Origin of the sequence: Alcanivorax sp. 24 (genome assembly GCF_004360225.1) — a bacterium.
In the GTDB taxonomy this organism is placed as follows: Bacteria; Pseudomonadota; Gammaproteobacteria; order Pseudomonadales; family Alcanivoracaceae; genus Alloalcanivorax; species Alloalcanivorax xiamenensis.
The window spans coordinates 289,973-315,919 of sequence record NZ_SNUA01000001.1 but is presented as its reverse complement, the minus strand read 5'-3'; the positions used below and the strand labels follow the sequence as shown (position 1 = coordinate 315,919).

At 62.6% G+C, this 25,947-nt stretch carries 26 protein-coding genes; 12 read left to right on the top strand and 14 right to left on the bottom strand.

Annotation, left to right across the window (positions count from 1 at the left end; genetic code table 11):
- Window positions 1-299: 299 nt before the first annotated feature.
- The 3 genes from E0L37_RS01435 (at window position 300) to E0L37_RS01425 (ending at window position 5,332) form a co-directional block, all read left to right on the top strand.
- The gene (locus tag E0L37_RS01435; RefSeq protein ID WP_133490031.1) at window positions 300-2,627 is read left to right on the top strand and encodes a TonB-dependent siderophore receptor; all 2,328 of its coding nucleotides are present in this window, start codon (window positions 300-302) and stop codon (window positions 2,625-2,627) included.
- Between the two features lie 279 nt (window positions 2,628-2,906).
- Window positions 2,907-4,058, top strand: coding sequence for a lipid A deacylase LpxR family protein (locus tag E0L37_RS01430; RefSeq protein WP_133490030.1), 1,152 nt, complete (start codon window positions 2,907-2,909; stop codon window positions 4,056-4,058).
- A 116-nt stretch (window positions 4,059-4,174) separates the two neighbouring features.
- Window positions 4,175-5,332, top strand: a complete 1,158-nt coding sequence (locus E0L37_RS01425) for a C4-dicarboxylate TRAP transporter substrate-binding protein (RefSeq protein WP_133490029.1) — start codon at window positions 4,175-4,177, stop codon at window positions 5,330-5,332.
- A gap of 190 nt (window positions 5,333-5,522) precedes the next feature.
- Here E0L37_RS01425 and E0L37_RS01420 read toward each other — a convergent pair whose 3' ends face one another.
- From E0L37_RS01420 to E0L37_RS01400, 5 genes are read right to left on the bottom strand one after another with little or no spacing between them, the layout of a single operon-like run.
- Entirely contained in the window at window positions 5,523-5,897 is a 375-nt protein-coding gene (locus E0L37_RS01420) for a sirohydrochlorin chelatase (protein WP_133490028.1), read from the bottom strand.
- A gap of 26 nt (window positions 5,898-5,923) precedes the next feature.
- The gene (locus tag E0L37_RS01415; protein ID WP_133490027.1) at window positions 5,924-6,157 is read right to left on the bottom strand and encodes a DUF3820 family protein; all 234 of its coding nucleotides are present in this window, start codon (window positions 6,155-6,157) and stop codon (window positions 5,924-5,926) included.
- Window positions 6,158-6,200: 43 nt separating this feature from the next.
- Window positions 6,201-6,827, bottom strand: coding sequence for a cation transporter (locus E0L37_RS01410; RefSeq protein ID WP_133490026.1), 627 nt, complete (start codon window positions 6,825-6,827; stop codon window positions 6,201-6,203).
- Window positions 6,828-6,841: 14 nt separating this feature from the next.
- Window positions 6,842-7,750 (bottom strand): cation diffusion facilitator family transporter, encoded by a 909-nt coding sequence (locus tag E0L37_RS01405; RefSeq protein ID WP_133490025.1) that lies wholly within the window; start codon window positions 7,748-7,750, stop codon window positions 6,842-6,844.
- A gap of 42 nt (window positions 7,751-7,792) precedes the next feature.
- The gene (locus E0L37_RS01400) at window positions 7,793-8,128 is read right to left on the bottom strand and encodes a DUF3703 domain-containing protein (RefSeq protein WP_133490024.1); all 336 of its coding nucleotides are present in this window, start codon (window positions 8,126-8,128) and stop codon (window positions 7,793-7,795) included.
- A 74-nt stretch (window positions 8,129-8,202) separates the two neighbouring features.
- Here E0L37_RS01400 and E0L37_RS01395 point away from each other — a divergent pair, with 74 nt between their 5' ends.
- Window positions 8,203-8,625 (top strand): helix-turn-helix domain-containing protein, encoded by a 423-nt coding sequence (locus tag E0L37_RS01395; RefSeq protein WP_133490023.1) that lies wholly within the window; start codon window positions 8,203-8,205, stop codon window positions 8,623-8,625.
- A gap of 123 nt (window positions 8,626-8,748) precedes the next feature.
- Entirely contained in the window at window positions 8,749-9,978 is a 1,230-nt protein-coding gene (gene nhaD, locus E0L37_RS01390; RefSeq protein WP_133490022.1) for a sodium:proton antiporter NhaD, read from the top strand.
- A 6-nt stretch (window positions 9,979-9,984) separates the two neighbouring features.
- Here the strand turns inward: nhaD and E0L37_RS01385 are convergent, their stop codons facing one another.
- On the bottom strand, window positions 9,985-10,788 hold the full coding sequence (locus E0L37_RS01385) for a class III extradiol ring-cleavage dioxygenase (RefSeq protein WP_133490021.1): 804 nt from the start codon (window positions 10,786-10,788) through the stop codon (window positions 9,985-9,987).
- Window positions 10,789-11,114: 326 nt separating this feature from the next.
- On the bottom strand, window positions 11,115-11,309 hold the full coding sequence (locus E0L37_RS01380; protein ID WP_133490020.1) for a hypothetical protein: 195 nt from the start codon (window positions 11,307-11,309) through the stop codon (window positions 11,115-11,117).
- A 254-nt stretch (window positions 11,310-11,563) separates the two neighbouring features.
- Between E0L37_RS01380 and E0L37_RS01375 the strand changes: the two genes are divergently transcribed.
- Window positions 11,564-13,024 (top strand): YdiU family protein, encoded by a 1,461-nt coding sequence (locus tag E0L37_RS01375; protein ID WP_133490019.1) that lies wholly within the window; start codon window positions 11,564-11,566, stop codon window positions 13,022-13,024.
- Window positions 13,025-13,082: 58 nt separating this feature from the next.
- Complete coding sequence (locus E0L37_RS01370) at window positions 13,083-13,712, top strand: hypothetical protein (protein ID WP_133490018.1); 630 nt, start codon at window positions 13,083-13,085, stop codon at window positions 13,710-13,712.
- A gap of 11 nt (window positions 13,713-13,723) precedes the next feature.
- Here E0L37_RS01370 and E0L37_RS21480 read toward each other — a convergent pair whose 3' ends face one another.
- The 7 genes from E0L37_RS21480 to E0L37_RS01340 all read right to left on the bottom strand — a co-directional run bounded on the left by E0L37_RS21480 (window position 13,724) and on the right by E0L37_RS01340 (window position 21,304).
- Complete coding sequence (locus E0L37_RS21480) at window positions 13,724-14,026, bottom strand: helix-turn-helix domain-containing protein (protein WP_166642976.1); 303 nt, start codon at window positions 14,024-14,026, stop codon at window positions 13,724-13,726.
- A gap of 184 nt (window positions 14,027-14,210) precedes the next feature.
- Window positions 14,211-14,480, bottom strand: coding sequence for a hypothetical protein (locus tag E0L37_RS21475; protein WP_159660712.1), 270 nt, complete (start codon window positions 14,478-14,480; stop codon window positions 14,211-14,213).
- A gap of 24 nt (window positions 14,481-14,504) precedes the next feature.
- Window positions 14,505-15,161 carry a DUF6670 family protein gene (locus E0L37_RS01360; RefSeq protein WP_370450500.1) on the bottom strand — a complete coding sequence of 219 codons (657 nt, stop codon included), beginning with the start codon at window positions 15,159-15,161 and terminating at the stop codon, window positions 14,505-14,507.
- 116 nt (window positions 15,162-15,277) lie between these two features.
- Entirely contained in the window at window positions 15,278-18,421 is a 3,144-nt protein-coding gene (locus E0L37_RS01355; RefSeq protein WP_133490234.1) for a CusA/CzcA family heavy metal efflux RND transporter, read from the bottom strand.
- A 30-nt stretch (window positions 18,422-18,451) separates the two neighbouring features.
- Window positions 18,452-19,618 carry an efflux RND transporter periplasmic adaptor subunit gene (locus tag E0L37_RS01350; RefSeq protein ID WP_133490016.1) on the bottom strand — a complete coding sequence of 389 codons (1,167 nt, stop codon included), beginning with the start codon at window positions 19,616-19,618 and terminating at the stop codon, window positions 18,452-18,454.
- The gene (locus E0L37_RS01345) at window positions 19,615-20,868 is read right to left on the bottom strand and encodes a TolC family protein (protein WP_133490015.1); all 1,254 of its coding nucleotides are present in this window, start codon (window positions 20,866-20,868) and stop codon (window positions 19,615-19,617) included. The genes E0L37_RS01350 and E0L37_RS01345 overlap by 4 nt, the downstream gene beginning before the upstream one ends.
- A gap of 118 nt (window positions 20,869-20,986) precedes the next feature.
- Window positions 20,987-21,304 carry a hypothetical protein gene (locus E0L37_RS01340; protein WP_133490014.1) on the bottom strand — a complete coding sequence of 106 codons (318 nt, stop codon included), beginning with the start codon at window positions 21,302-21,304 and terminating at the stop codon, window positions 20,987-20,989.
- 282 nt (window positions 21,305-21,586) lie between these two features.
- Between E0L37_RS01340 and E0L37_RS01335 the strand changes: the two genes are divergently transcribed.
- The 5 genes from E0L37_RS01335 to E0L37_RS01315 all read left to right on the top strand — a co-directional run bounded on the left by E0L37_RS01335 (window position 21,587) and on the right by E0L37_RS01315 (window position 25,918).
- Window positions 21,587-22,009, top strand: coding sequence for a PaaI family thioesterase (locus E0L37_RS01335; protein WP_133490013.1), 423 nt, complete (start codon window positions 21,587-21,589; stop codon window positions 22,007-22,009).
- A gap of 21 nt (window positions 22,010-22,030) precedes the next feature.
- Window positions 22,031-23,029, top strand: a complete 999-nt coding sequence (gene trpS, locus E0L37_RS01330) for a tryptophan--tRNA ligase (protein ID WP_133490012.1) — start codon at window positions 22,031-22,033, stop codon at window positions 23,027-23,029.
- A 242-nt stretch (window positions 23,030-23,271) separates the two neighbouring features.
- Window positions 23,272-24,360, top strand: a complete 1,089-nt coding sequence (gene ada / locus E0L37_RS01325; RefSeq protein WP_133490011.1) for a bifunctional DNA-binding transcriptional regulator/O6-methylguanine-DNA methyltransferase Ada — start codon at window positions 23,272-23,274, stop codon at window positions 24,358-24,360.
- A gap of 8 nt (window positions 24,361-24,368) precedes the next feature.
- Window positions 24,369-25,088 (top strand): 2OG-Fe(II) oxygenase, encoded by a 720-nt coding sequence (locus E0L37_RS01320; protein WP_205655560.1) that lies wholly within the window; start codon window positions 24,369-24,371, stop codon window positions 25,086-25,088.
- 47 nt (window positions 25,089-25,135) lie between these two features.
- Window positions 25,136-25,918, top strand: a complete 783-nt coding sequence (locus E0L37_RS01315; RefSeq protein ID WP_133490009.1) for an SDR family NAD(P)-dependent oxidoreductase — start codon at window positions 25,136-25,138, stop codon at window positions 25,916-25,918.
- Window positions 25,919-25,947: the final 29 nt, after the last annotated feature.

The window sequence follows — 25,947 nt, the reverse complement described above, 5'->3', positions numbered from 1 at the left end:
TACGCATCACACCGGCACGCCCATAGTGACTCGCTGGCAAGCCGGCTTCCCACAGCGGCTTCGTAGTCCTTCTTCTGTGGGAAGCTGGCTTGCCGGCGAATACAGCGCAAATTCATACCTCCATGACGACGCTGCTCCGCAGCCTCCGATGGAGAGGAAGCTCCTCCTCCAAACCAAGATAAAGCAAAAATTTCCTCTCCCTTGGTTCAGAAATCCAGACCGGCTTCGTCTTCTTCCGGAACGCAATCCGAATCATTTCCATTTGCATAGTTGTCACAGCACAGGAAACCGAACCGCCCATGCGTCTGAACCCTTTGCGCGCCGCCCTGTTCGGCGCGGTTATTCTGACCTGCGCCGCCCAGGCGGCGCCTTTGAATCTGCCCGCCCAGTCCCTCGACCAGGCGCTGCTGGATCTGGCCGACGCCACCGGCGTCACCCTGATCTACGACACCGTCCTGACCCAGGACAAACAAAGCCCGGCCCTGCGCGGCAATTATTCCGCCACGGCGGCGCTGGACCAGCTGCTGGCCGGCAGCGGACTGCGCTACCGGCGCAACGACGACGGCAGCTACACCCTGGAAGCGGCTCCGGCCCAAAGCTCCCGGGCCCACTCCCCGGCCCGGCCCAACGTGCTGGCTCCGGTGGCGGTGACCGCTCAGGCCGCCACCAAAATCGACCAGCCCACCCTGGAAACACCGCAGTCCATCTCCGTGGTGCGCCGCGAACAGATCGAGTCCCAGGGCTCGGAAACCGTGCAGCAGGCCCTGCGCTATACGCCCGGCGTGTTCACTGATCAGATCGGCGCTTCCAAGCGCTACGACTATGTGGTGATGCGCGGCTTCTCCGATGACAGCATCGACAACATTTACCTGGATGGCCTCAAGACCATGGGCGACCCGGGCACCTTCAATTCGATCCAGGTCGATCCGTACTTCCTGGAGCGGGTGGGGGTGGTCAAGGGGCCCTCTTCGGTGCTGTACGGCCGCGCCTCGCCCGGCGGTCTGGTGAACCTGACCAGCAAGCAGCCGCTGTTCGAGACCCGCCAGGAAATCCAGTTCCGTGCCGGCAGCAATGATACGCTGGGCGCCGCCTTCGATTTCGCCGGACCTCTTGGCGACCGTGCCGCTTACCGCATCATCGGCCTCACCGAAGGCGGCGATACCCAGTTCGATCACGTGGAGCAAAAGCGCCATGCCATCGCGCCGTCGTTCACCATTGATCTGAGCGACCGCACCACACTGGATCTGATGGCCTATTACCAGGACGACCCGGAAGGCGGCAGTCACAGCGGCCTGCCCGCGGAAGGTACCCTGTACCGCCACAACGGACTCTATGTTTCCCGGCATTTCTTCGAGGGAGAGCCGGACTATGAGCAGTATGAACGCACCCAGAAAATGATTGGCTATCGCCTGGAACACGTGATCAACGATACCTTCCGGTTCCGGCAGAACTACCGCTACCTGGAAAGCGACGTGCAATTGCAGCAGGTCTACGCCTATGGCTGGGTCGGCGACACCAATGAATTGAACCGTTATTTCTCCGGCGCCGACGAGCACCTCAGCGCCCATGCCGTGGATACACAGTTGCAGGCGGACTTCGATAAATGGGGGCTGCGCCATACCCTGCTGCTGGGTTTCGACTACCAGCATCGTGACGTGGACGCCCTGTGGCTGAATGGCGCCTTCCCGCCCATCGACGCCTTCGATCCGGTATACGGTTCGGCCCCGCTGGCACCGTTCACCGCCAGCGACAACGATCGCAAACTGATCCAGACCGGTGTTTATCTGCAGGACACCATGAGCCTCGACAATTGGCGCTTCTCATTGGGCGGTCGTCAGGACTGGGTACGGACCGCCAATGTGGATGTCGCCAGCGGTGCCCGCTCCAGCCAGAACCGCAGCCGCTTCAGTGGCCGTGCCGGCGTGCTCTACCTGTTTGATAACGGTCTGGCACCTTACGTCAGTTACTCGGAGTCGTTCAATCCCAGCGTCTACACCGATGAAGACGGCAATCCGCTCAAACCCACCGAAGGCACCCAGTACGAAACCGGGGTGAAATACCAACCGCGTGACGGCCGTGGAATCTACACCCTGTCACTGTTCCATATCGACCAGGAGAACGTGGCCATTCGTGAACCGCAGGCGGCAATCTATCTGCCCATAGGCCAGATCCGTTCCCGCGGCGTGGAGCTGGAAGCCCAGACCATGGTCACCGACCAGTTGGCGCTGCAGGCCAGCTACACCTATACGGATATACGCTACCAGGACGCGGAACAGGACATCGAGGGCAACCGGGTCAATCAGGCACCCCGTCACCAAGCTGCTCTGTGGGGGCAATACCGCTTCAACGACGGTGCTTTGGAAAGTCTTGATGTGGGGCTGGGTGCCCGGGTCGTCACCGACATCGTGGCGGATCGCGCCAACACTCGAACGGTGCCATCCTACACCCTGTTCGACGCTTCCCTGGGCTACGACCTGGGCCGTATCGGCCTGCGCGGCATGGACCTGCGTGTCAACGTCAACAACCTGACGGACAAGGAATACGTGGCGTCCTGCTATTCTCTCGATTACTGCTACATGGGCGCCGAACGCAGCGTCATGGCCACACTCACTTATCGCCTGCGTTAACCTCCGTTCGACACGTCCTCCTTTCCGGTTTTTTCTCAAGAGGGCGCGCATCGATTAAGAAACCCGATCATACCGGTCGGGTTTTTTCTATTTTTCTTATCCTTGCCCGCCCCCATCTTATAGCCATCCCGGTAACCATACTCTGTTGCCGAAGTGAGCATGGTGCTGCGCAGAATCGGGCAATGATCTTCCGGATCCGTTCTACCGCCCGCATCCGACCAGCGCCTATAGTGCCTGTCGCCGGCATCGTCCGGCCATGAACCCTGGAGAAACGACGCCATGACCGTGTTGCCCTCAACGCGGCGAGGCTCCCTATTGCTTATCGCCGCGTCCAGCCTTGCCCTGCTGACCGCCGCCGCCCACGCCCAACCCGCCGTGTCCGTGCCCGGTCTTGATAGCGAACCGCGCCTGGCCATGTTGCCTGGCGAAGAACAACGTCCACGCCGTCCACGCCCCGAGCCCCGACAAGAGCGCCCGGCCGCGTCCTGGTCGGTGGCACTGGACAACGACATTCTCATGCCCGGTTCCCGGGATCAGGATTACACCTACGGACTGAGCGTTTCCTATACCGGCGCCCGGGCCGCTGATGCCTGGTTCTCCCTGGACCACCCATTGGGCTGGCTGGACCGGCTGGTGGGGGTGGACGATCGATCACCGGAAGGTATTGACGGACACAGCATTGAGTTCGGCATGCAGGCGTTCACTCCGGAAGAGGTCAAGATAAAGGACCTGCTGCCCGGTGATCGCCCCTACGCCAGCCTGGTGTATTTGTCTTCCCACCGGGAGCAGATCGACCGTGCCCGCGACCTGGCCTGGCACACCAGCTTCACCCTTGGCGCCCTCGGCCTGCCACTGGTGGGCGAGGCGCAGAACACCGTGCATCGAATCACCGGCAGCAACCGGGCGCGGGGTTGGGATCATCAGATCAGCGACGGCGGCGAACCCACCGCCCGCTACACCGTGGCCCGGCAAAAGTACCTGACACCAGGCCGCCCCAATCTGGAAGTGAAAAGCACGCTGCAAGGATCCGTCGGCTATCTGACCGAGGCGCGCTGGAGCCTCAGCTTCCGCGCCGGCCGGCTACGCAGCCCGTGGTGGCGGTTCAACCCGGAACTGGCCCGCTATGGTGAGGGCGCCAGTTACGCCAGCCCGCCCGGCGGCGTTCAGGAACACTATGTGTGGGGTGGCATCAGCACCGTCGGACGCGCCTACAACGCGTTCCTGCAAGGGCAATTCCGTGACAGTGATTTGACCTACGATCACGACGAAGTCCGCCACCTGGTCGGCGAGGCCTGGCTCGGCTACACCCTGGCCTGGCGGAACGGCTGGCGGCTCAGTTACGTGCTGCGCGCGCAGAGCTCTGAACTGAAAGACGGCCCCGGCGACCGCCCTCTGCTGTGGGGCGGCATGGTCATCGCCCATACGTTCTGATCACCCGCGCAGCCAGTTCACACAAGACCCTTCCATTCTTCCGTTGTTAGCGTCAGAGCTCGCGGTCGGCACCTAATTCCCCCAACAACATGCCGACCCGTCATCGGGAGGTGTCCATGAACACAACAACAAACACTCCGGTTCAACTCTGTCTCGCCTTGCTGCTGCTGGTTTTGACGACAACCCTCCAGGCCCGCGAACTGCGTTATGCCATGGGATTCCCTCCAGGATCCGATTCCGACGTGGCGGCCCAGGCGTACGCCAAAGCGCTCTCCGAATACACCGACGGCGAATTGACCGTCAAAATCTACCCCTTGTCGCTGCTCAACTTCGCCGAGACCTCCGCCGGCCTGCGCGATGGCATCGCCCAGGTCGGCTATGTGCTGGCGCCCTATTTTCCCGCCGAATTCCCCCACATGAACCTGCTCGCCGAATCCTCGATGATGCTGCAGCTGATCGGCGATAAAGTACGCGGCCGGGAAGGCATGGCCTATGTCGGCGCCATGGCGGAGTACCTCTTTCTGCACTGCCCCGAATGTCACCAGGAATTCGCCGCGCAGAAGCAAGTCTTCACCAGCAACGCCGGCAGCACCCCCTACGGCCTGACCTGCACGCAACCGGTTACCAATCAGGCGGAGCTGAAAGGAAAACGGCTACGCGTGGCCGGTTCCCACTGGTCCCGCTGGGCCCAGCATTTTGGCGCCACGCCCATCACCATGTCCTCCAACGAAGCCCTGGAAGCACTGAATCAGGGCGTGGTGGATTGTGTCATCATCTCCGCGCCGGAACTGACCAACCTCGGCCTGATTGACGCCGTCACCGACATCACCATGGCCGTGCCCGGCGGCATCTTCGCCGGCACCGGCACCACCAACGTCAACCTGGAAGTGTGGCGCTCACTCAGCGAGCACGAACGCCGTGCCATGATCCGCGCCGGCGCGGTGATGGCGGCACAAATTCCGTATATCTACCATCAGCGCCAGGATGACGTGCTCGCCAAGGCCCGCGATGAGTACGACGCCAGAATCCACGACGCCAGCCCGGAGCTGGTGGCGGCGACTCGCGACTTCGTCCGCGAGGATCTCAATACCATCGTCGACTATTACAAGGACAAGCACGGCGTGGAACGAGGCCAGGAAATGCTCGATGAATTCCTCCCGATCCTGGAACGCTGGGTCGATCTGGTACAAGACATTGACAGCACCGAGGCACTGGCGGAGCTGTACTGGAAGGAAGCCTATTCCAAGGTGGATGTAAGCCGATACGGGTTGTGATCCGATCTTCGTGGGAGCTTCTTGCAAGCTCTAGCGCGCCATTCGCCAACAGGCTGGCTCCCACAGATCATGCCACGAAGCCGCCGTGGGAAGCTTGCTTGCAAGCGAATGGGCTCCTGCCCCCCCGGATTCGCTTGCAAGCAAGCTTCCCACAGCGGCATTGTAGCCTGGTCAGCCCGCAAGGATTGAGTCACGAGACTGTCTGTTCTTTCACATGGCGAGCCATGAGGTCCGCCAGATCCGGGGTGCTGCCGAGATAGTCCAGCAGCTCAATCTTCAATTCCGGATAACCTTCCCGCGCTTCACGCACCTGGGCGGGAATATCCCGGGAAACATGTTTGCCGCCGTTGAAGAACATGGGGTAAACGAAGACCTGTTCCACCGGCTGGCGGGCAAGCTGTTGAATCGCTTCATTCAACGACGGGCTCGCCAACTCCAGGAAGCAGGGCACGACGGCGACAAACCCGGGGCAACGCCGCGCCAGTTGTTCCACCTGTGCGCGGAATTCATCGTTGGCGGCCGCGGCGCGGCTGCCATGGGCCATGACGACCAGCGCCTTGCTCATAGCGTTCTCCGGATCCGGGACGGTTATCATAACACTCCCCGCCCGGTGTCCCGGAACGCGGCCACCAGGTCGGTCAGCCCCTCGACCTTGATGATCATGGCCAACGCCATCAGCCTTCCCAGTTCCCCCTTGGGGAAGCCTTTGTCGGCGAACCAAAGCAGATACGGCTCCGGCAGGTCGATCACCGGGCGGTCCTGGTATTTGCCGAACGGCATGGTGCGTTGGCACACCGCTTTAAGATCTTCGGGTTTGAATTCCATGGTGCTCTCTGTTTTAACCGTGCCGGTAGCATACCGGCCCCGGCTAACACGAGGAACAACCGCCGCACTCGCCACGGGCCTCGGCGTTGGCCTGGCGCAGAATCGCCACGGCGCTGTGACAGAACAACGCGGCAATCCCCATCGCCACGATCAGGTCTGGCCAGCGGCTGCCACTGGCGATCACTGCCAGGCCAGCCCCGATCACCGCCACATTGGCAATGGCGTCATTACGGGAACACAACCATACCGACCGGATATTGGCGTCGCCCTGACGATAGCGCATCAGCAACGCCAGACTGGTCAGATTGGCCGCCAGCGCCAGCAGGCCGATGCCGGTCATGGTGTGCCCCGGCGGCGGCGCGCCGTTGGTCATCGCCAGCAGACTGTCCGCCAGCACCAGCAGTCCCAGCACTAATAACGATACCCCTTTGATCCGCGCCGCCCGCAATCGCCAGGCCAGCGACTGCCCCAACGCCCACAGCGTCAACCCATAGGTGGCGCTGTCACCGAGGAAGTCCAGCGCGTCGGCGCGCAAGGCCCGGGAACCGGAGAACCAGCCCACCAGCGCTTCCACCAGAAACAGGGTGATATTGATCAGCAACACCGCGATCAGGACGCGGCGGTAGGCCGGCGGGGTCTCCGCGTTCAATTCCGGTTCGCAACATGCCATGGATCCACCTCCCGTCAGCGGTGCAGCACGCAAACGTGCTCGCTGTCGCCGCGCTCCACCTGCAATGTTGTGTGTTGGATACGGAAACGATGGTGCAGTTGGTCCGCCACGCCATCGACAAAAGCGTCATCGGCACCGCCCGGCATCACCAAATGGGCGGTGAGAGCGCTTTCCGTGGTGCTCATGCCCCATACGTGCAGGTCATGAATATCCAGCACCCCGGGCTGGTCGCGCAGCCAGGCTTCCACCTCGTTCAAATCGATGTGCGCCGGTACCGCGTTCAGCGCCAGTTGCAGCGATTCCCTGAGCAGCCCCCAGGTGCCGATCACGATCACCACCACGATCAGCAGACTGACCACCGGGTCCAGCCAGTTCCAGCCGGTCAGCAGGATCGCCACGCCAGCGATCACCACCCCCAGGGACACCGCCGCGTCCGCCGCCAGGTGGAGAAACGCCCCGCGAATGTTGAGATCGTCCTTGCTGCCCTTGACGAACAGCCAGGCGGAAACGGTATTGATCAGAATGCCGATGGCCGCCACCACGATCACCGTCATTGACGACACCTCCGGCGGATCAGCAAGGCGGCGAATGGCGTCCCAACTGATGGCGCCACAGGCAATCATCAGGAACATGGCGTTGGCCAGGGCGGCCAGGATGGAACTGCCGCGCAGGCCGTAGGTAAACCGGTGGTCCGGCATTTTGCGGGCCAGCAGCACGCCGGCCCACGCCACCATCAGTCCCAGTACATCGGACAAATTGTGGCCGGCGTCCGCCATCAGCGCGGAGGATTGCGCCAGGAACCCATAGATGAACTCCACCACCGTGAAGCCCACGTTCAGCGAGATGGCAATGACAAACGCCTTGCCGAAACTGGCCGGCGCCGGATGGGCGTGGCCGTGTTCATGACCGTGATGCGCGTGCATCCGTTTCTCCTTGGTGTGACCTTGTTTCCACTGGCCGCTTCACTAAGCCATCCATTTGCGCAGATCCGGCGGAACCGGCATGCGCCGTAGCACGCTGACGTCAGCACCGCCGGTATTACCTTCCGGCACCCATGGACGGGAGAACAGCAGCGCGGCCAGCAAACGAATCGATTGCCCGGCCACTTCACGGGCATCACCGCGGCGCCACCCCACCTTTAGCATCCACCAATGGCTCAACGTATGCGCTCCGGCACGGCGTTGCCCCAGAATATGCGCTCTCCGCAGATGGTAAAAAGCCCCGCGCCACTGCCGCCGGCGGTAAGCACGGCGCGCCCGCGCCATCTCGCGATGAAACGCCCGATATTGACGTTGATGCATATGCGCCCCCTTGACGGCCACGATGTCCTGCCATTTGAATACCTGTAGCAGCTATAGCTTCAAGAGGAGGCAGCATGTTTTCCATCGGCGATCTGGCCCGGGACACCGGCTGCAAGGCGGAAACCATCCGTTATTACGAACAGATCCGGTTGATGCCGGAACCCGCCCGCAGCGCCGGCAACCAGCGGCGCTACACGCAGCGGCACCGGGACCGGTTGCACTTCATCCGCCATGCCCGCTCCCTCGGTTTCACCATTGATGATATTCGCGAGTTATTGTCCCTGTCCGACGACGAACATCGGGATTGTTCGGCGGTGGACGCGGTTGCCCGCCGTCACCGGGACGCGGTCACCGCCCGCATTGAGTCGCTGATGACGTTACGCCAGGAGCTGGATCGGATGATCGGGGAATGCGGCGGCGGTGAGGTGGGCCAGTGCCGGATCATCGAAGTCCTGCGCGATCACCGGTTGTGTGAGAGCGGGCATCCATTAGCCTGAACGCGCCCCTCCCTGGCGGTCAGCGACAACGTCCTGGCCCCCGCCGCGATCGCCCAAAAGGTCGCATGCTTGACCCAAAAGCGCTAGAATCCGCCCCGCTGATTCCTGCCTTGGAAGTCCCCTATGACCGCATTGCTACTTGTCCTGGTGGCTCTCGGCTTCCTGTCCATCGTCATTGAAGACGTGGTTCACATCGACAAGGCCAAGACCACCCTGTTCTTCGGATCCCTGGTTTGGGTTCTGTTCTTTATTGCCCCGCCCTCTCATCTCACTCATGAAGCCCTGATGGAGCAGTTGAACGAACAGCTCCTCGACATCGCCACTCTGTGGCTGTTCCTGATGGCCGCCATGACCTTCGTCGCGTATCTGTCCGGGAAAGGCATTATCGACGGCATCGTCAACAAGCTGATGCCCTCGCGCATGTCCGAGCGCAAGCTGATGATCATGACCGGGCTGTTCGCCTTCCTGTTCTCGTCCATGGCCGACAACATCACCGCTACCCTGGTGTGCATCGCCGTGCTGATGAACCTGCGGCTGCCGGCGAAGAAACTGCTGCGCTACGTGGTGCTGGTGGTGTTCTCGGTGAACGCCGGCGGCACCGCCTTGATCACCGGTGACGTCACCACGCTGATGATCTTCCTCGCCGACAAGGTGGAGATCGTCGATCTGCTGGTATTGAGTCTGCCCGCCTTCGTGGCGGTAATGAGCCTGGCGTTCCTGCTTTCCCTGGGACTGCAGGGAGATCTGGAGCTGGAAAAACGGGACATCACCTTCGGCCACGGCGACAAAGCGGTGGCGGCGCTGTTCTTCCTGACCATCCTGACCACCATCGGCGCCAACGTGGCCTTCGGTATTCCGCCGGTGCTGACCTTCCTGTTCGGACTGTCCCTGATGTTCATGGTGGTGCAGTTCATGAACAAGGACGAGCCGGTACTCGACTACATTCGCAAAATCGAGTTCGACACCCTGCTGTTCTTCCTCGGTGTGCTGCTGCTGGTGGGCATGCTCAAGGAATTGGGCATCCTCGCCTATTTCCCGAAGCTGTACGACATCATGCCGACCCTGGCCGCCAACTACGTGGTGGGCATGGTTTCCGCGCTGTTCGACAACGTGCCGTTAACCGCCGCCTTGCTGAAATCCGGTATCGAGATGACGCTGCCACAGTGGCTGACCCTGACCTACTCCGTGGGCGTCGGCGGCTCCCTGCTGATCATCGGGTCCGCCGCCGGCGTGGTCGCCATGAGCAAGGTCGAGGAACTGACTTTCGCCAGCTATCTGCGTTACGCGGGCTATTTGTTCGTGGCTTACACCATCGGCTTCTTCGGCGTGCTGGCCATCGGCGTCATGCTTTGAGTCCGCTCAGTTCCCTGGCCGCCACAGCAGGGAACTGACCTCCACCGCGCCCATGCGCCCCCGGAATACCCGGTCCGCCGGCTTGCCGGCGGCGCCGGCGCACACCAGGGCGGGGAGCAGATGCTCCTCGCGCGGGTGGCTGAAGGATCCACCGGGAGCCTGACGCCAGGCACACCATTGTTTTCCCCGTTCTTCCTCGTCCCAGTCTTCGTTCTGGCTGGTCCGCCACAACCACTGCTCGAAATCCCGGTTGGCATTCCATGCCCCCGGCGGATCGCCACGCCCCATCAGTACCGCCATGTTATGGAACGAGGAGCCGGAGCCGATCACCGCCACGCCCTGGGCCACCAGCGGCGCCAGTGCTTGGCCCAGGCACCAGTGCGCCCCGGCGTCCAGTGAATCCAGCAACGACATCTCCACCACCGGCACATCCGCTTGCGGGTACATCAGTGACAGCGGCACGAACAGGCCATGATCGAAACCCCGCTCACTGTCCACCCGCGCCTCGATACCCGACTCGTGCAACAGGCTGGCGGCACGGGCCGCCAGGGCCGGATCACCGGGAGCAGGGTATCGCAGATGGTAGGCGGGTTCGGGAAAGCCGTAGTAGTCGTAAACCAGCTGCGGATGGGCACCACCAGTGAACGACGCCACCGGGGCTTCCCAGTGAGCACTGACCAACAGAATCGCCCTGGGACGCGGCGCCGCCCCGGCGAGTTCGCGCAGCGACGCGACCAGCTCCCTATGCCCCGGATCGTCGAGCAACGGCAGGGGACCACCACCATGAGTAACATAAGCAACGAATGACATGGATCACTCCCAACACGGACTGTGTTCAGAGTACGGCATCGGCGTCAGGCAAGGGATTCAGCGATTGGTGCGGTTACATCAGATTTTTTGTGGCCTGCCATCCATGGCGGCCACCCTCCGGGACGTCGCGAGCGACGTCAAAAATCGTTCCCGACGATTTTTTGTGGCCTGCCATCCATGGCGGCACCCTTCAGGCCTTCGCGGCAGCACGCCATTCGCTGCCAAGGCAGCTTCCCACGGAGAAGACTACGAAACCGCTGTGGGAAGCTTGCTTGCAAGCGAATAGTAGGACAGCAGCCGCGCCCGGCAATTTAGCAACCAGGACGTCAATCATTGCGCCCGATGGTGATACCGCCAATCCGGGTCACCCCGCGCAGGCGCAACAAGGCCCAGATCATACCCGCCAATCCGATGATCGGCGCCAGATAGAGGGTGCGATCAGCGAACACCATCAGCGCCATACTGGCGAAAAACATCAGCGCAAACACCACGAAAAACAGATAAAGGGGCCTTTTGTTCATGCTTCGCGACTCCCGGGGGTTACCCCATCGAAAGGCTTTCCATGAGCAGGAAAGCCCCGTTTTGTTATTATCAGCCTGTTCAGGGAGCGCCAACGACGCGCCTCCGGGCCGGATTCATTAATCTTTTCATGGAAGCCGGCGCAATGCGATAGTCCGGCATTCGCTCTTTTCGACCGTCCGGTCATGCCTCTTTTCCGTCGCCACGGTCTGTTACGCTGTACTCAACGCACCTTGGTTCCCCTCTGGAGTATTGGATGAGCAGTTCCTACGGCTTTCACTTTGATAACGGCTACGCCCGACTGCCGGAGCGCCTGTTCGCCCGCTGCGAACCAACACCAGTGAGCGCGCCACTGGGGATCCTGTTCAACCGCCCTCTGGCCGAGCAACTGGGATTGGATGCCTCCGCTCTGGACAGTCCTGACGGCACCGCCCTGCTGGCGGGTAACACCCTGGCCGAAGGCAGCGAACCCATCGCCCAGGCCTACGCCGGCCATCAGTTCGGCTACCCGAACATGCTCGGCGACGGCCGCGCCATCCTGCTTGGCGAACAGCTTACCCCCGAGGGCCGGCGCCGCGACATCCAGCTCAAGGGCGCCGGCCGAACGCCTTTTTCCCGTGGCGGTGATGGCCGCGCCGCTCTCGGCCCGATGCTGCGGGAATACCTGATCAGCGAAGCGATGCACGCCCTCGGCATTGCCACTACCCGCAGCCTGGCGGTGGTGGCCACCGGGGAGCCGGTATACCGGGAAACCGCTTTGCCCGGTGCCATCCTGACCCGGGTTGCGGCCTCGCATCTGCGCGTGGGCACCTTCCAGTTCGCCGCCGGCCAGCGCGACACCGCACTGCTGGAAACACTGGTGGACTACACCCTGGAACGCCATTATCCGGAACTCAGCGACAGCGACAATAAAGCCCTGGCGCTGCTGGACGCGGTGATGGAGAAGCAGTTGGACCTGATCGTCCACTGGATGCGGGTAGGCTTTATTCACGGCGTCATGAACACCGACAACGTGGCGCTCTCCGGCGAAACCATCGACTACGGTCCCTGCGCTTTCATGGATCACTACCACCCGGACACGGTATTCAGTTCCATCGACCACCAGGGTCGCTACGCCTATGGCAATCAGCCGGCGATTACCCAGTGGAATCTGACCCGGTTCGCGGAAATCCTGCTGCCGCTGATCGACGCTGACACCGATGCCGCCGTGCAAAAAGCCACCAACGTGATCAAGTCCTTCAGCGGACGCTACGACAATAAATGGCTGGCGATGATGCGCGCCAAGCTTGGTCTGTTCGGCGAGGACCCGATGGACGCCACCCTGATTCAGGATTTGCTGGACTGGATGCAACGCCGCCAGGCCGATTACACCAACACCTTCCGTGACCTGATCAGCGAGACCGCTCCCCTGGATGAGATCTATCAGGATGAGGCGTTCGAGAACTGGCATCAGCGCTGGCGGGCGCGCTTGAGCCGCAATACCAAACCGCTCAAGTCTTCGTTCTGCCTGATGCGCAACCACAATCCAGAGGTGATTCCCCGCAACCACAAAGTGGAGGAAGCCCTGAACGCGGCGGTGCGCGACGACGATCTGGCCCCCACGCACCGGCTGCTCGATGCGCTGTCCCGCCCTTATCAGGATCGCGATGACATCGATGACTATCGGCAACCGCCAAAACCAGCGGAACGGGTACTGCAAACCTTTTGTGGCACCTGACCGCTTGCTTGAAAAACACCGGCACAACGCGGGCCAACACATAAAGGAAGGAAAGCACATGGAGAATACCCGGCGGATCGCCACACTCTTGTTGGTCACGCCACTCACTCTGGCCGGCTGCGACAACAGCACCGGAGAAACCGGTGCCGAAGCCTTCCCCGCCGCCTTTCACAGCGGCGAGTACGGCATCGGCCTCGCCTACGACAATCACCAGGCCCGCGCCGTGACGGAGACCGGCGGCTACTTCGGCGATCCGGCCTGGCGGCTGGACGCTGAACCGGATGCCCCTGGCGAGCGTCTGCTGGTGTTGCGCCTCAACGACTCCGACGAGATCCTCACCGGCGAACTGCGTCTCGGTGTCAGCCGTGATCCTGGCCAGGTGGAAAACTGCACCCGCCCCGGCCCCCTGGCCACGTCAAGCGAGACCGGCACCACTGAACGGGATGGCGCGCTCTTCACCACCTACCAGGGAGGTGACGCCGCCATGAACCATTTTCAAAGCCTGCGTGCCTACCGCGCCGTCCACCATGGTACCTGCTACGCCATCGACCTGGTCCTCCAGGGCACCAACCCGGAAGTCTACGATCCCCCGCGGGAAGCCCCATTCAGTCGCGAGCAAGGATTTGAAAGACTGGAAGCTCTACTTAGTGGCGTGGCCTTCGATGAGAAACCGAAGGGGCGCAGCTGATCCGGCGACACTCACGTGCTGCTTCTCCCTGCCTCGCGCCGCGCACTGGGGGCCACGCCTGTCACTCTTTTGAACGCTCTTGAAAAGCTGGATGGATCGCGGTACCCCAATTTGGAGGCAATGCGGGACAACGGCAGAGCCGTCCCCAGCAAAAGACGTTCCGCCCGTTCGATACGCACCTGCTCCAGCAATCCCCCAAAGGAGGAGCCCTCCTCGGCAAGCCGACGGGTCAGCGTCCGGGTGGACAAGGCCAGTTCCCGGGCAATGGTATCCTGAGTCGGTGCACCCTTTTCCGGCACCAAGATATTCAACATCCGCGTCACCTTGATGGTTACCGGCCGGACCTGACCTCGTTGTGTTAATTGTGTCGCCAGCACAGCGGACGTGGCGGCGTGGGTGGTTCGATTTCGGGTGAGCAGTGGACGTTCGAGCAAGGCGCGGGAAAGGGAAAAGCCGTTGTCCATCGCGCCGAATGTCACACGCGCCTGATAGTACGCCTCATAGGCCGAAACATTGTGCGCACCGCAATGAGTGCCGTAGCAGTTGCAGTGAGGCCGGCTCCTTGTCATGCATATGAATCAGTCCTTGCCGTAACACTGCCCGGAATTGATCCAGCCTCAGGCTTTCCATCTGCTCTCCCGATGCCAGTCCGCAGGCTGCCCTGGCCCGTGCCACATCACCACCGCCGGCACGTACCACGGACTCAAGAACGTCAACGAACGCCATGGGGAAACCATATTCAAGCCCGCAGCCCCCCTTATTCATCATCCTTAAACGCCCTCTCCCACAGCGCTACTGCCCGCGTAAGTCGATATACTCGATGTACCCGGTGCCTTCCACCGGCCGCCCCCGAAAGCATCCCCGATATTGGTAACTGCCCGCGTGGCCGGCCGTCATCCCATAATTAAAGTCGCCGTTCGATTGCCCTTCGATGGCTATTACCTCCTCACCGTTTTCATCTTCCACTCGCCAGGAAAAGATTTTCGGCAGCCGCATGGAGTGTCCATTTGGGGTGATCGATACCGTGCTCTCGAATTCCTGTACCGTAAAATCAAACCCCCGGCCGTATACGGCACCATGATCGTTCAACCCGCGGACATAAACACGTCGCTGCGCCTCCAGGCCCAACGGACCGAGTACCTCGGTCAGCAGCACCTGGGTACAGCTATCGATATTGATAATTTGATAGGTAAAAAAACGAAAGGGCAGATTAACCTTCGCGGCTCGCGCGTACTCAAAGGTACAGAGCCCACCAATATCGGTTTTTCGCCCTTCCAGTTCGAGCTGCCCACGGTACTGGCAGAGTACCGACCAATGATCATACAACCCACCAGCCAGACGGGCGAAATGCGCCACTTTGTCCGAGGCCGTCAAAGTGAGTTCCAGATTGAAGCGGTGCCCTTCACGGCACAGGGTGAAACGGAGGCACCACGGCCGTAATTTCTTCAAGCCATGATTAAAACAGCATCGGTTTGTCTTTTTGCGCCGTTCCTTGTCTTATTTCGCCAAATTCCAGATTCACGGCTGGCCACGCCTCCCCAATGAGAAGGCATGGCAGCCCCCTTCTAACGCCGCGATTCCTCGATCTTGTTATGGGAAAACAGGCCATAGAGGCTTGGCAGTACCAACAGCGTCAATGCCGTGGCCGATACCAGACCACCGACGATCACCACCGCCAGCGGACGCTGCACCTCACTGCCGACACCGGTGGCCAACAGCATCGGCATCAGGCCCAGCATGGAAGTGAGCGCGGTCATCAACACCGGACGCAACCGCGATACCGCACCCTCGAAGACGGCTTGATCGACGCTTGCTCCGTCGCGCAGGCGCCCGTTGATCGCCTCCACCATCACCACGCCATTAAGCACCGCCACGCCAAACAGAGTGATGAAGCCCACCGAGCTGGGTACCGACAGGTACTGACCGCTGATCGCCAGAGAGAGAATGCCGCCAATCAGCGCCAACGGTACGTTGACCAGGATCAGCAAGGCCTGAGCAACCGATCCGAAGGCGAAGTACAGCAACAAGGCGATCAGACCCACCGCCACGGGAACCACCATGGATAGACGTTGCTGCGCCCGTTGCTGGTTCTCGTACTGACCGCCGATATCAACGCTGTAACCGGATGGCAGATCCACCTCGGTATCGATAGCCCGCTGTATATCCGCCACCACCGACCCCATGTCGCGACCAGCCACATTCGCCTGGATCACCACTCGCCGCTGCACATCGTCGCGACTGATCTGAGGCGGACCGGACACCAACGCCACCCGGGCCACATCGGCGAGCCGCACCCAGGCCCCATCAGCGGCCCGCAGACGCAGATTACCAATGGCCTCGGCATCACGGCGGGCGGCCTGCTCGAAGCGTACATAAATGTCATAACGCTCGTTGCCTTTGATCACCTGGCCGGCGCTGCCGCCGCCCAGGCCATTGCTGACCAGACTCATCACCTGGTCGACACTGAGACCATAGCGGCTCAACGCATTCCGGTCCGGTTCCACCACCAGTTGCGCCTCACCGGCGATTTGCTCAAGTTGCACATCGGTCGCGCCGCGCACTTCCCGCACGGCCTGCGTGATGGCTTCACCCTTTTCCCGCAACAGGTTCAGATCCGGCCCGAACAGCTTTATCGCCAGTTGTGCTTTAACGCCCGAAAGCAGCTCATCCACTCGCATGGCGATAGGCTGCGAGAAGTTGAACAACAGGCCGGGATGCTGATCGAGTTTTTCCTGAATTTTTTCCTGCAACTCCAGCCGGTTGCGTGCGCTGGTCCATTCGTCCACCGGCTTCAGGCCGATATAGATCTCCACATTGCTGACCGGTTCCGGATCGCCGCCGATCTCGGCCCGCCCCACCCGGCTCAGCGCGTAGGTCACCTCCGGAAAGGTCATGATTTCCCGTTCCAGTTTCTCCCCCACCTCCAGCGCCGTATCCAGGCTGGATGACGGCGCCAGCGTAACCCGTAACGCCAACGTGCCTTCCTCCAATACCGGCACGAACTCGGTACCGATGAGCGGCACCGTGGCCAGCGCCAGCACCAGCAAACCGGCGGCGGCACCGATCACCACCTTGCGAGCCGCCATGGCCCGCCCGAGCAGGGCGCGATAGCGTGCTTCCAGCCAACCGACCAGTTTGTTGGGCTTTTCCTCCACGCCACGGCGAAACAGAAAGGACGCCAGCGACGGCACCACGATCAAGGCCACCAGCACGGCGGCGGCCATCGCCAACATGATGCTGATCGCCATGGGCACGAACATCTTCGCTTCCACCCCCTCGAAGGTGAACAACGGCATGAACACCACCAGAATGATACTGGCGGCGAAGAACACCGGCCGCGCCACTTCCTGAGCCGCATCCTTGACCCGCAACGTGATACCGCCAGCGGCATCGTCGGTGCCTTGCCGGCGGCTCAAGTGTTTGAAGATGTTTTCCACCATCACCACCGAGCCATCCACCAGCATGCCGATGGCCACCGCCAGGCCGCCCAGAGACATCAGATTGGCGGACATACCCAGGCTCGCCATCACCAGCAGCGCGAGGCCGATGGACAAGGGAATCGACAGCAGCACCAGCACGGTGGCACGCAGATTCATCAAGAACAGGGCCAGAACGAGGACGATGAACAGGAACGCCAGCAGCAACGCGCTGACCACCGTGCTCACCGCTTTTTCCACCAGATCGGCCTGGTCGTAGAACACCTCGAAACGCACCCCATCCGGTAACGCTTGCTGAATGCGTTCCGCCCGCGCCTCGATACCATCAATGGTGGCCTTGGTGTTGGCACCCATGCGTTTAAGTACGATACCCGCCACCACTTCACCGAGAAATTCCGGATTTCCCCCGGCATCGCGGCGGGTCATGGTCAGTGCCCCCTGGCGGATTTCACCGCCGAATTCCACCCGCGCCACGTCCCGCACCCGCACCTGGGTGCCGTTGACTTCCTTGAGCGGAATGGCGGCAATGTCACCAAGCCCCTTCCCGCCACTACCGACCCAGCCCATGCCGCGAATCACCAACTGCTCGGCACCACGATCCAGGTACCAGCCGCCGGCGTTGCGATTATTGGCGGCGATGGCGTCCATCACCTGTTGCAGCGTCAGGTCGTAGGCCAGCAGCCGGATCGGATTGACGTTAACCTGATACTGCCGTACTTCACCGCCGTAGCTGAGCACGTCGGTGACACCGCCCACCGGCATCAGCAGCAACTTCACCACCCAATCATTGAGGCTGCGCAACTGCATGGCGTCGATGCCCGAGCCGGGCTCGGCGGTCAGCAGGTACTGATACACCTGCCCCAGCCCCGAGGTGTTCGGCCCCATCTCTGGTGTTCCGACACCGTCGGGAATATCTTCCCGCGCCGCCTGCAATCGCTCGAACACCAGTTGCCGGGCGAAGTAAATATCGGTGCCTTCCTCGAACACCACGGTGACGATCGACAGGCCGGTTTTCGAGATCGAACGCACTTCAGCGACTTGCGGCAATGCATACATCACCGCTTCAATGGGATAGGTGATCAATTGCTCCACTTCCTCCGCCGCCAGCCCGGGGGCTTCGGTGTTCACCTGCACTTGCACATTGGTGACGTCGGGGAAGGCATCCAGTTTCAGGCGTGGCATCTGCCAGGCGATCACCCCCACGGTGATCATCAGCAGAAGCAGCACCACCAGACGGTTGTTCACCGCCCAGTCGATACAGCGATTCAACATCATGTTCTCCTTGCTGGATCCAGGCGGCCGTTAGTGGGCGTGCACGTCAAAGCCCGACTTCGCCTGCTCACTGGCGAGAAAGAAGGCACCCCGCGTGACCACGCGTGTGCCCGCCGGCACGCCCTGAATCACTCGGGCACCGTCCAGGGACTGTCCCGGCGAGACCTCACGGGCTTCGTAGACTCCCGGCGCTTCCTCCACGAACACTTGCCAGTCACCATCACCGCCCCGGGTCAGCGCCTCCTCGGGGATCAACAAAGCGTTGTCCGGCAGCGGCAGCAGCAATTCCACTTCCGCGAACATGCCCGGATGGAGCAGATGATCCTCATTGGGAACACGAATACGGACTTGCAGGGTGCGGGTCACCGGATCAAGACGGTGACCGGACAAAATCACTTCGCCGTTCACCAGGGTTTCCCCCACCCGCACCCGTGCCGGCGTGCCGGTGTCGACTCGGAGTCCCGGTTGCGGCGGCAACGCCGCTTCCGCCCACAGCTCGCTTTCGTCCACCAGAGTGATCAACGGACTGCCGGCGGCCAGCCACTGGCCCTGCTGGAACGCGTCGGTCAGCACCAGACCGGTATCCGGCGCCCGCAAGGTATAGACACCGGCCTCGCCTTTTCCTTTTTCGATATCGGCGAGGTCATCACTGGTGAGACCGTAGCCGCGCCCACGCGCGCGCAGATCCTGATAACGGCCCTGCACATCCAGATAACGCTGGTTGCCCACGGTGGCCCGGCCGAGGCTACGCACCCGCCGCCATTCGTCAGCCACTACCCCGAGCTCCGCCTGCAAGGTCGCCATCTCGGCACTGAACAAGGTGGCGACGGGATCCCCCTTCTTCAGGTGTTGTCCCAACGTGGCGCTGCGTGAAAGCACCTGGGAGTTCACGCGCACCGGGACTTCCCAGGTGCGGTAAAGATTGCTGGTGATCTCCGCCGGCAAGCGCAGTACCCGGTCAGCATCCGCATTGGGCCGCAGGGTGAGCACGCGCAGATCAAGCATGCGGCGCTGCGCCTCGGTGAGCGTCAGATCACCATCATGCCCTTCCGCCCCGCCGACGGACGCTTCCGCGCCATGATCATGCCCGGCCCTGGCACCATCATCATGGCCTTCACCTTGATCCGCCCAGACCAGCGGAGCAACCAACAACAGCAGACACAGTCCCGCTCTTTTTTTCCTGATCATATTTTTCATGATTGTCCTCCCTGCCCCCTGTTCCCGGCGGCCAATGTCTCGATCCAGCTATCCAGTTGCGCACTTTGATAAAGCCACTCCAGCCACGCTTTTTGCATCGACTCCCGCAGGGCGATGCCGGCCAGCAAGGCGTCCTGGCGCTGATTCAGGCCCTGCAGATAGTCCTGGGTGGTGATTTCCCCCAGTTGCCAGGTGCGGTGCAGCAGATCCGCGGCATCCGCCAGACGGTTGCCGGACAAATCGCGCCAGGTCCGCCAGCGGTCACGGCGTTGCTGGTAGTCGCTCAAAGCGCCCTCGACCCCGGCGCTCATGGCCCGTTGTTGCTGGGCCAGCAGTGCCCGCCGCGCGTCACCATCGGCCAGCGCCGCCTGATACTCGGCCTTGCCGGTGTTGAACAACGGCAGCGGCAGACTGAAATCCAACCCCCACAAATTGTCCTCACCTTCCCGGCCGAAGGTGACGCCGAAGGAGGGGTCAGTGCGGCGTTGCTTGCGGGCCAGTTCCGCCTGGCGCTCCGCGACCATCACCTGGAGACGGGCCAGCCGCAGGTCGTAGCTTTGCTCCGCCCGGACCGCGTCCATCACCAGCGTCCCACTTGGCGCCCAGCGGTCGGCGGCGGGCAAGGGATAGTCCGGCGCCGCTTTGTCGAGCACCGCGCGCAGGCGGGTAGTGGTGGCTGTGGCGTCGCTCTCCGCATCGGCCAGCGCCTGTTGCGTACGGCTCAGTGCCAGATAGGAGAGTTGCGCGTCCACTTGCCCCAGGTCGCCGGCGCGCTCGCGCTTGCGCACCAGGGCCAGCAAGTCGGAAAGGCGCTGCTCCTGCTCGCGTACCCCACGCAAACGGGCCTGGGCGGCGTCATAAGCGGCCAGGGCGGAGAGCACCTCCACCGACAGCCGGGCCCGGGCCTTGTCGGCACGGATCTGTGCCAGTTGCGCCCGCGCCTCGCCGAGGCGGGCACCGCTGCGCGCCTTGCCGGACCAATCCAGGGTTTGACCAAGGCCGACGGTGCGGGTGGTTTCGGCACTGTTTTCATAGCCGACATTCAACTCAGGGTTATACAGAGGTTGCGCCTGGGCACGGGCTTCGGCCCGGTCTCGTTGCAGGCCCGCTTCGATGGCACGGCTGGCCGGCAGGTCCGCCATTTCGCGGCTGACCCAACGCGCCCAGGTGCTGGTGTCCGCTGCGGCGGGCGCCGCCAGCAATACAGCCAGGCAAGCCACGCCCGTGGCTCTTGCGGAAAGAATAGGCATCGTCATGACTCCGAATCAGAGCCCGCCGGAATCGGTTCACGGGCCCGGATCAATGGGCACGGGAGAACGTCGGCTTAACGCCGGCGGCGCTTCCCGTGGACAAAAGCGATATCGAAAATCAGACGATGGGAGGTCGGTATGGCGAGGAGGGAAGTGGCACGGGCAAAGCCGGTACCCGGCTGTCCACCAGTACCGGCAAAGGCGCCCGGGCGCTCTGCTCGACGGCGGGGGAAGCCATGAAACCGTGGCACTGACAGCAGTGCTGGGCACCACCATGATGATCGACACCCGCATTCTGGTCCGGTTGGTCCAGGGCCATGACCCGTTCAGAGCCGTCCGTCACGGGGACACGCTCATGGCTGGCCACGTCCGTCACCAGCACATGAAAGCTGGTCACGCACAGCAGCAGCAAGGCCATACAACGTCGAAGTACCATGGCGGATCCATACCGGCAAAGAAACACGACTCACGAGTGAAGCGCGGTCGCGCCTGAGTATGCTTGGAACCGGCGTGCCATGACAAGTTCCCTGGCCCTCGGGCATCACGGTTCGCTGCCAAGGCAGCTTCCCACAGCGGCTTTGTCGTTCCGCTGTGGGAAGCTGCCTTGGCAGCGAATTGCATGCCTGTGTGTTACGTATCTGCGATGCCTTCCCCCCTTGCAGTTTCCTTCCGGCACGGCATAGTGAGCCGCCATGTTGGATGAGAGGTCACCGTCACCATGGACAAAAACACTCTGATTGATACTATCCTGGCCCGCCCCCTGCATCGCGCATGTGGCCTGACCCTGGTGCGCGGCGCCGATGGCGAGAGTGAGGTCACGCTGGAACTGAACGACTTCACTCTGGGCCCCACCGGGGATCTGCACGGCGGCATACTCTACGCCTTTTTCGACGTAGCCAGCTTTCTCGCCCTGCTCTCGGTGTTGCCGGAGGACCGTTACGCGGTGTCCATCGAGACCCATACCAGCCTGCTGCGTGGCGCCAGAGGCGAAGGGCGGATCGTGATCCGCACGCGTGTGGACCGGCTCGGCCGCACTCTGGCATCGATGCGTGGCGAAGCCTTCTTCCAGGCCGCGGACGGCACCGAAAAGCTGATCGCCACCGGCTCGGTGACCAAAGCGGTGGTGAGTAAAAGCGCCTGACCGACAGATTAAGGAACCCCGATGACCGACAAGATTCTCACCGGCGACCGCCCTACCGGCCAGCTGCACCTTGGCCATTACGTGGGCTCTCTGCGCGCCCGGGTGGAACTGCAGGACAAATACCCGCAAACCATTCTGATCGCCGATATGCAGGGCCTCACCGACAACGGCCATAATCCGGCCAAGGTCGCCGAGAACATTCTCAATGTGCTGGCTGACTATCTGGCGGTGGGCATCGACCCACAGCGCACCACCCTGTGCCTGCAATCCGGCCTGCCGGCGCTGGCCGAGCTGACCCAGTTCTACGCCAACCTGGTGACGGTATCACGGCTGGAACGCAACCCGACGGTGAAAGCGGAGATCGCCAGCAAGGAGTTCGGCGCCTCCATCCCAGCCGGCTTCCTCACCTACCCGATCAGCCAGGCCGCCGACATCACCGCCTTCCGCGCGACTCTGGTGCCGGTGGGGGATGACCAGTTGCCGATGATCGAGCAGACCAACGAAGTGGTCCGCAAGGTCAACAACGTGGCCGGCCAGGAATTACTGGTGGAGTGCCGCGCGCTGGTCGGCAAGGCGTCCCGTTTGCCCGGCGTTGACGGCAAGGCGAAGATGTCCAAGTCCCTGGGCAACGCGCTGGTGCTGGGCGCCAGCGAAAAGGACATCTCCAAGGCGGTGAAGAAGATGTACACCGACCCCGGCCATCTGCGCATCGAGGACCCGGGCAAGGTGGAAGGCAACGTGGTGTTCACCTATCTGGACGCCTTCCACCCGGACGAAGCCCTGGTGGCCGGCCTCAAGGAACACTATCAGCGCGGCGGCCTGGGCGACGGACAGGTAAAGAAAGTTCTGGAACAATGTCTGCAGGAGCTGCTGGCGCCGATCCGCGAACGCCGCGAACGGTTCATCGCCGACAAAGGCGAGTTGATGCGTATCCTCAAGGCCGGTACCCAGGCGGCACGGGAAGAAACCGGAGTAGTGCTGGAGGATCTGAAAAAGGCTTTCGGCCTGCCGATTCTGTAGCGGTCAAGGCAACGGCTGGTCTGCCATAATCGGCTCGATAGCGCGGCCCATATTCGCTGGCAAGCCAGCTTCCCACAACGGCTTCGAAGCTCCCTGTGGGAAGCTGGCTTGCCAGCGAACGGGACAGCCTCGGGATGGGCGAATTCGAAAGCAAGGAACGGAGCGTCACGCCGCTCCCACCACCCTACTCTGACTCTGTCCATGCCGGCACACCCGGCGATGCGGTTTCCCAGGAGGCAACCATGAACAGAGCAGCAAGCAAACAGCAACAGGCCCAGGCCACTCTCGCCGATCCGCGCTGGCAAGCCCTGGTGGCACGGGATGCCGACGCCGACGGCCACTTCTACTACGCGGTCATCACCACCGGGGTCTACTGCCTGCCGTCCTGCGCGGCACGGCGGGCGCGGCCGGAGAACGTGCGTTTCTTCGAGCACCGCGAGCAGGCCGAGGCAGCCGGCTTCCGCCCTTGCGCGCGCTGCCACCCGGACCGCACGGCGCCGGCGCATCTGCCGGCGATTATCGACGCCTGCCGGCACATGGAACAGGCGGAAACACCACCGACCCTGAATCAGCTGGCGGCACGGGCCGACCTCAGCCCCCATCACTTTCACCGGGTGTTCAAACGGATCCTGGGGGTCACTCCCAAGGCCTACGCCAGCGCCCTGCGTGCACGCCAGTTGCGCGAGGGCCTGCAACGGGATGGCCGTATCACCGACGCCATCTTCGATGCCGGCTACAACAGCAGCGGCCGCTTCTACGCCCAGGCTCGGGCCTTGCTGGGCATGGAACCGGCCCGTTTCCGCGATGGAGGCAGCGGTGAACGCATCGAGGTGGCCGTGGGTCAGTGCTCACTCGGGGTCCTGCTGGTGGCACGCAGTGACCAGGGCATTTGCGCCATCGCTCTCGGCGACGACGCCGACGCCTTGCTGCGCGAATGTCAGGATCGCTTTCCCAAGGCCGATCTGCGGCCCGGCGGCGACCAGTTCGAATCTCTGGTAGCCCGGGTGGCGGCCTTGATGGAGCACCCGGAACAAACGCTGGATCTGCCGCTGGATATTCGCGGCACCGCCTTCCAGCAAAAAGTGTGGCAGGCGTTGCGCCGGGTGCCGGCCGGAGAAACCCTGAGCTACGCGGATCTGGCCAAACGCATCGGCTCACCGAAGGCGGTACGCGCGGTGGCCGGCGCCTGCGCCAGCAATCCGCTGGCGGTGATGATCCCCTGCCACCGGGTGGTGCGCAGCGACGGCGGATTGTCCGGCTACCGTTGGGGGGTGGAACGCAAACGCGCGCTGCTGGAGCGAGAGACCCGTGCACAAGAGGCCCGTTCATGACGCCGTCGATGACACCATCCACCCCACCATGGCCTCGCCTGCAGCGGGTGGATTGGCCGGCCCTGGAGCAGCACCTCGATGAGAATGGCCATGCTGTCATTGCCGGCCTGCTCGACGCCAGCGAGTGCGCCGGGCTGACCGCGCTCTACACGGAATCGGATCGTTTTCGCTCGCGGGTGGTGATGGCCCGGCACGGCTTCGGCAGGGGCGAATACCAGTACTTCGCCTATCCACTGCCAACGCTGGTCGACACCTTGCGCCGGAACCTCTATCCACGTCTAGTGCCGATAGCCAATCGCTGGCAGGCCCGCCTGGGCAAGGAGCGGCGCTTTCCCGCGGAGCACAGCGCTTACCTGGCTCAATGCCATGACCATGGCCAATGCCGCCCCACGCCTCTGCTACTACGCTACCGGCCCGGTGATTACAACTGCCTGCATCAGGATCTCTACGGCGACAACTGGTTTCCACTGCAGGTGGCGGTGCTGCTGTCGGCGCCGGGGGAACAGTTCGAAGGCGGCGAGTTCGTGCTCACCGAACAGCGCCCGCGCCGCCAATCCCGGCCCATGGTGCCACCGCTTCGGCAGGGCGACGCCCTGGTGTTCGCGGTCAACCAGAGACCGGTGGCCGGACAGCACGGGGATTACCGGGTCACTCTGCGCCACGGCGTCAGCGAACTTCGCCGGGGTGAGCGCTATACTCTGGGGCTGATTTTTCATGACGCCGCCTGAGTGAGCCTGTTTCAGGGCCACCGGCGGCCCTGACTCGGGAGCTCCACATGCAAATAAAAAACGCCGTCGCCCTGATCACCGGTTCCTCCTCCGGCATCGGCGCCGCCACCGCCCGCCTGTTCGCCGAATACGGCTGCAACGTGGTCATCAACTACAGCCGTAACGAAGCGGGGGCGCAGAAAGTGGCCGACGATTGCCGCGCCCTCGGCGTGGAAGCCCTGGTGGTGCAGGCGGACGTCAGCCGCGACGAAGACTGCCAGGCGCTGGTACAGGCCACGCTGGATCAGTTCGGTCGTTTGAACATTCTCGTCAACAACGCCGGCACCACCCTGTTCTGCGCTCATGAAAACCTCGACGGTCTCAGCGCCGACGACTTCCTCAACATTTACCGGGTCAACACCGTCGGCCCGTATCAGATGGTGCGGGCAGCGGAAAAAGCACTGCGCGACAGTGGTGTCGCCCATGTGGTGAACATGGCCTCCATCGCCGGACTAGCCGGCGTCGGCAGTTCCATCGCCTACGCCGCCTCCAAGGGCGCGTTGCTGACCATGACCAAATCCCTGGCCCGGGTGATGGGCCCGCAGGTGCGCGTCAATGCCATCTGCCCGGGCTTCGTGCAAGGGGAATGGCTGGCCCAGGGGCTGGGGCAGGAGCGCTATGACGCGTTGTTGGAGCAAACCAAAAGGGGCGCCGCGCTGAATGACGCCGCGTCACCGGAAACCGTGGCGCAGGCGGTACTGGGTCTGGTCATCGGCGGCGACCTGAGCACCGGTGAAGCGCTACTGGTGGACGGCGGCAGCCATCTCAACGCCAGCGGCGTAAAACGCTAGGGCACCCGGTCTGGTACTGCTGGCCTAGG

Excerpts from the sequence above, each read along its gene's own strand:
- E0L37_RS01385 (WP_133490021.1), bottom strand. The coding sequence starts at position 10,788 with ATGTCATTCGTTGCTTATGTTACTCATGGTGGTGGTCCCCTGCCGTTG.
- E0L37_RS01435 (WP_133490031.1), top strand. The coding sequence starts at position 300 with ATGCGTCTGAACCCTTTGCGCGCCGCCCTGTTCGGCGCGGTTATTCTG.
- E0L37_RS01420 (WP_133490028.1), bottom strand. The coding sequence starts at position 5,897 with ATGAGCAAGGCGCTGGTCGTCATGGCCCATGGCAGCCGCGCCGCGGCC.
- E0L37_RS01410 (WP_133490026.1), bottom strand. The coding sequence starts at position 6,827 with ATGGCATGTTGCGAACCGGAATTGAACGCGGAGACCCCGCCGGCCTAC.
- nhaD (WP_133490022.1), top strand. The coding sequence starts at position 8,749 with ATGACCGCATTGCTACTTGTCCTGGTGGCTCTCGGCTTCCTGTCCATC.
- E0L37_RS21480 (WP_166642976.1), bottom strand. The coding sequence starts at position 14,026 with ATGTTGAATATCTTGGTGCCGGAAAAGGGTGCACCGACTCAGGATACC.
- E0L37_RS21475 (WP_159660712.1), bottom strand. The coding sequence starts at position 14,480 with ATGATGAATAAGGGGGGCTGCGGGCTTGAATATGGTTTCCCCATGGCG.
- E0L37_RS01345 (WP_133490015.1), bottom strand. The coding sequence starts at position 20,868 with ATGCCTATTCTTTCCGCAAGAGCCACGGGCGTGGCTTGCCTGGCTGTA.
- E0L37_RS01415 (WP_133490027.1), bottom strand. The coding sequence starts at position 6,157 with ATGGAATTCAAACCCGAAGATCTTAAAGCGGTGTGCCAACGCACCATG.
- E0L37_RS01340 (WP_133490014.1), bottom strand. The coding sequence starts at position 21,304 with ATGGTACTTCGACGTTGTATGGCCTTGCTGCTGCTGTGCGTGACCAGC.
- E0L37_RS01315 (WP_133490009.1), top strand. The coding sequence starts at position 25,136 with ATGCAAATAAAAAACGCCGTCGCCCTGATCACCGGTTCCTCCTCCGGC.
- E0L37_RS01405 (WP_133490025.1), bottom strand. The coding sequence starts at position 7,750 with ATGCACGCGCATCACGGTCATGAACACGGCCACGCCCATCCGGCGCCG.
- E0L37_RS01400 (WP_133490024.1), bottom strand. The coding sequence starts at position 8,128 with ATGCATCAACGTCAATATCGGGCGTTTCATCGCGAGATGGCGCGGGCG.
- E0L37_RS01430 (WP_133490030.1), top strand. The coding sequence starts at position 2,907 with ATGACCGTGTTGCCCTCAACGCGGCGAGGCTCCCTATTGCTTATCGCC.
- ada (WP_133490011.1), top strand. The coding sequence starts at position 23,272 with ATGAACAGAGCAGCAAGCAAACAGCAACAGGCCCAGGCCACTCTCGCC.
- E0L37_RS01395 (WP_133490023.1), top strand. The coding sequence starts at position 8,203 with ATGTTTTCCATCGGCGATCTGGCCCGGGACACCGGCTGCAAGGCGGAA.
- E0L37_RS01425 (WP_133490029.1), top strand. The coding sequence starts at position 4,175 with ATGAACACAACAACAAACACTCCGGTTCAACTCTGTCTCGCCTTGCTG.
- E0L37_RS01355 (WP_133490234.1), bottom strand. The coding sequence starts at position 18,421 with ATGTTGAATCGCTGTATCGACTGGGCGGTGAACAACCGTCTGGTGGTG.
- E0L37_RS01375 (WP_133490019.1), top strand. The coding sequence starts at position 11,564 with ATGAGCAGTTCCTACGGCTTTCACTTTGATAACGGCTACGCCCGACTG.
- E0L37_RS01335 (WP_133490013.1), top strand. The coding sequence starts at position 21,587 with ATGGACAAAAACACTCTGATTGATACTATCCTGGCCCGCCCCCTGCAT.
- E0L37_RS01380 (WP_133490020.1), bottom strand. The coding sequence starts at position 11,309 with ATGAACAAAAGGCCCCTTTATCTGTTTTTCGTGGTGTTTGCGCTGATG.
- E0L37_RS01370 (WP_133490018.1), top strand. The coding sequence starts at position 13,083 with ATGGAGAATACCCGGCGGATCGCCACACTCTTGTTGGTCACGCCACTC.
- E0L37_RS01350 (WP_133490016.1), bottom strand. The coding sequence starts at position 19,618 with ATGAAAAATATGATCAGGAAAAAAAGAGCGGGACTGTGTCTGCTGTTG.
- E0L37_RS01320 (WP_205655560.1), top strand. The coding sequence starts at position 24,369 with ATGACACCATCCACCCCACCATGGCCTCGCCTGCAGCGGGTGGATTGG.
- trpS (WP_133490012.1), top strand. The coding sequence starts at position 22,031 with ATGACCGACAAGATTCTCACCGGCGACCGCCCTACCGGCCAGCTGCAC.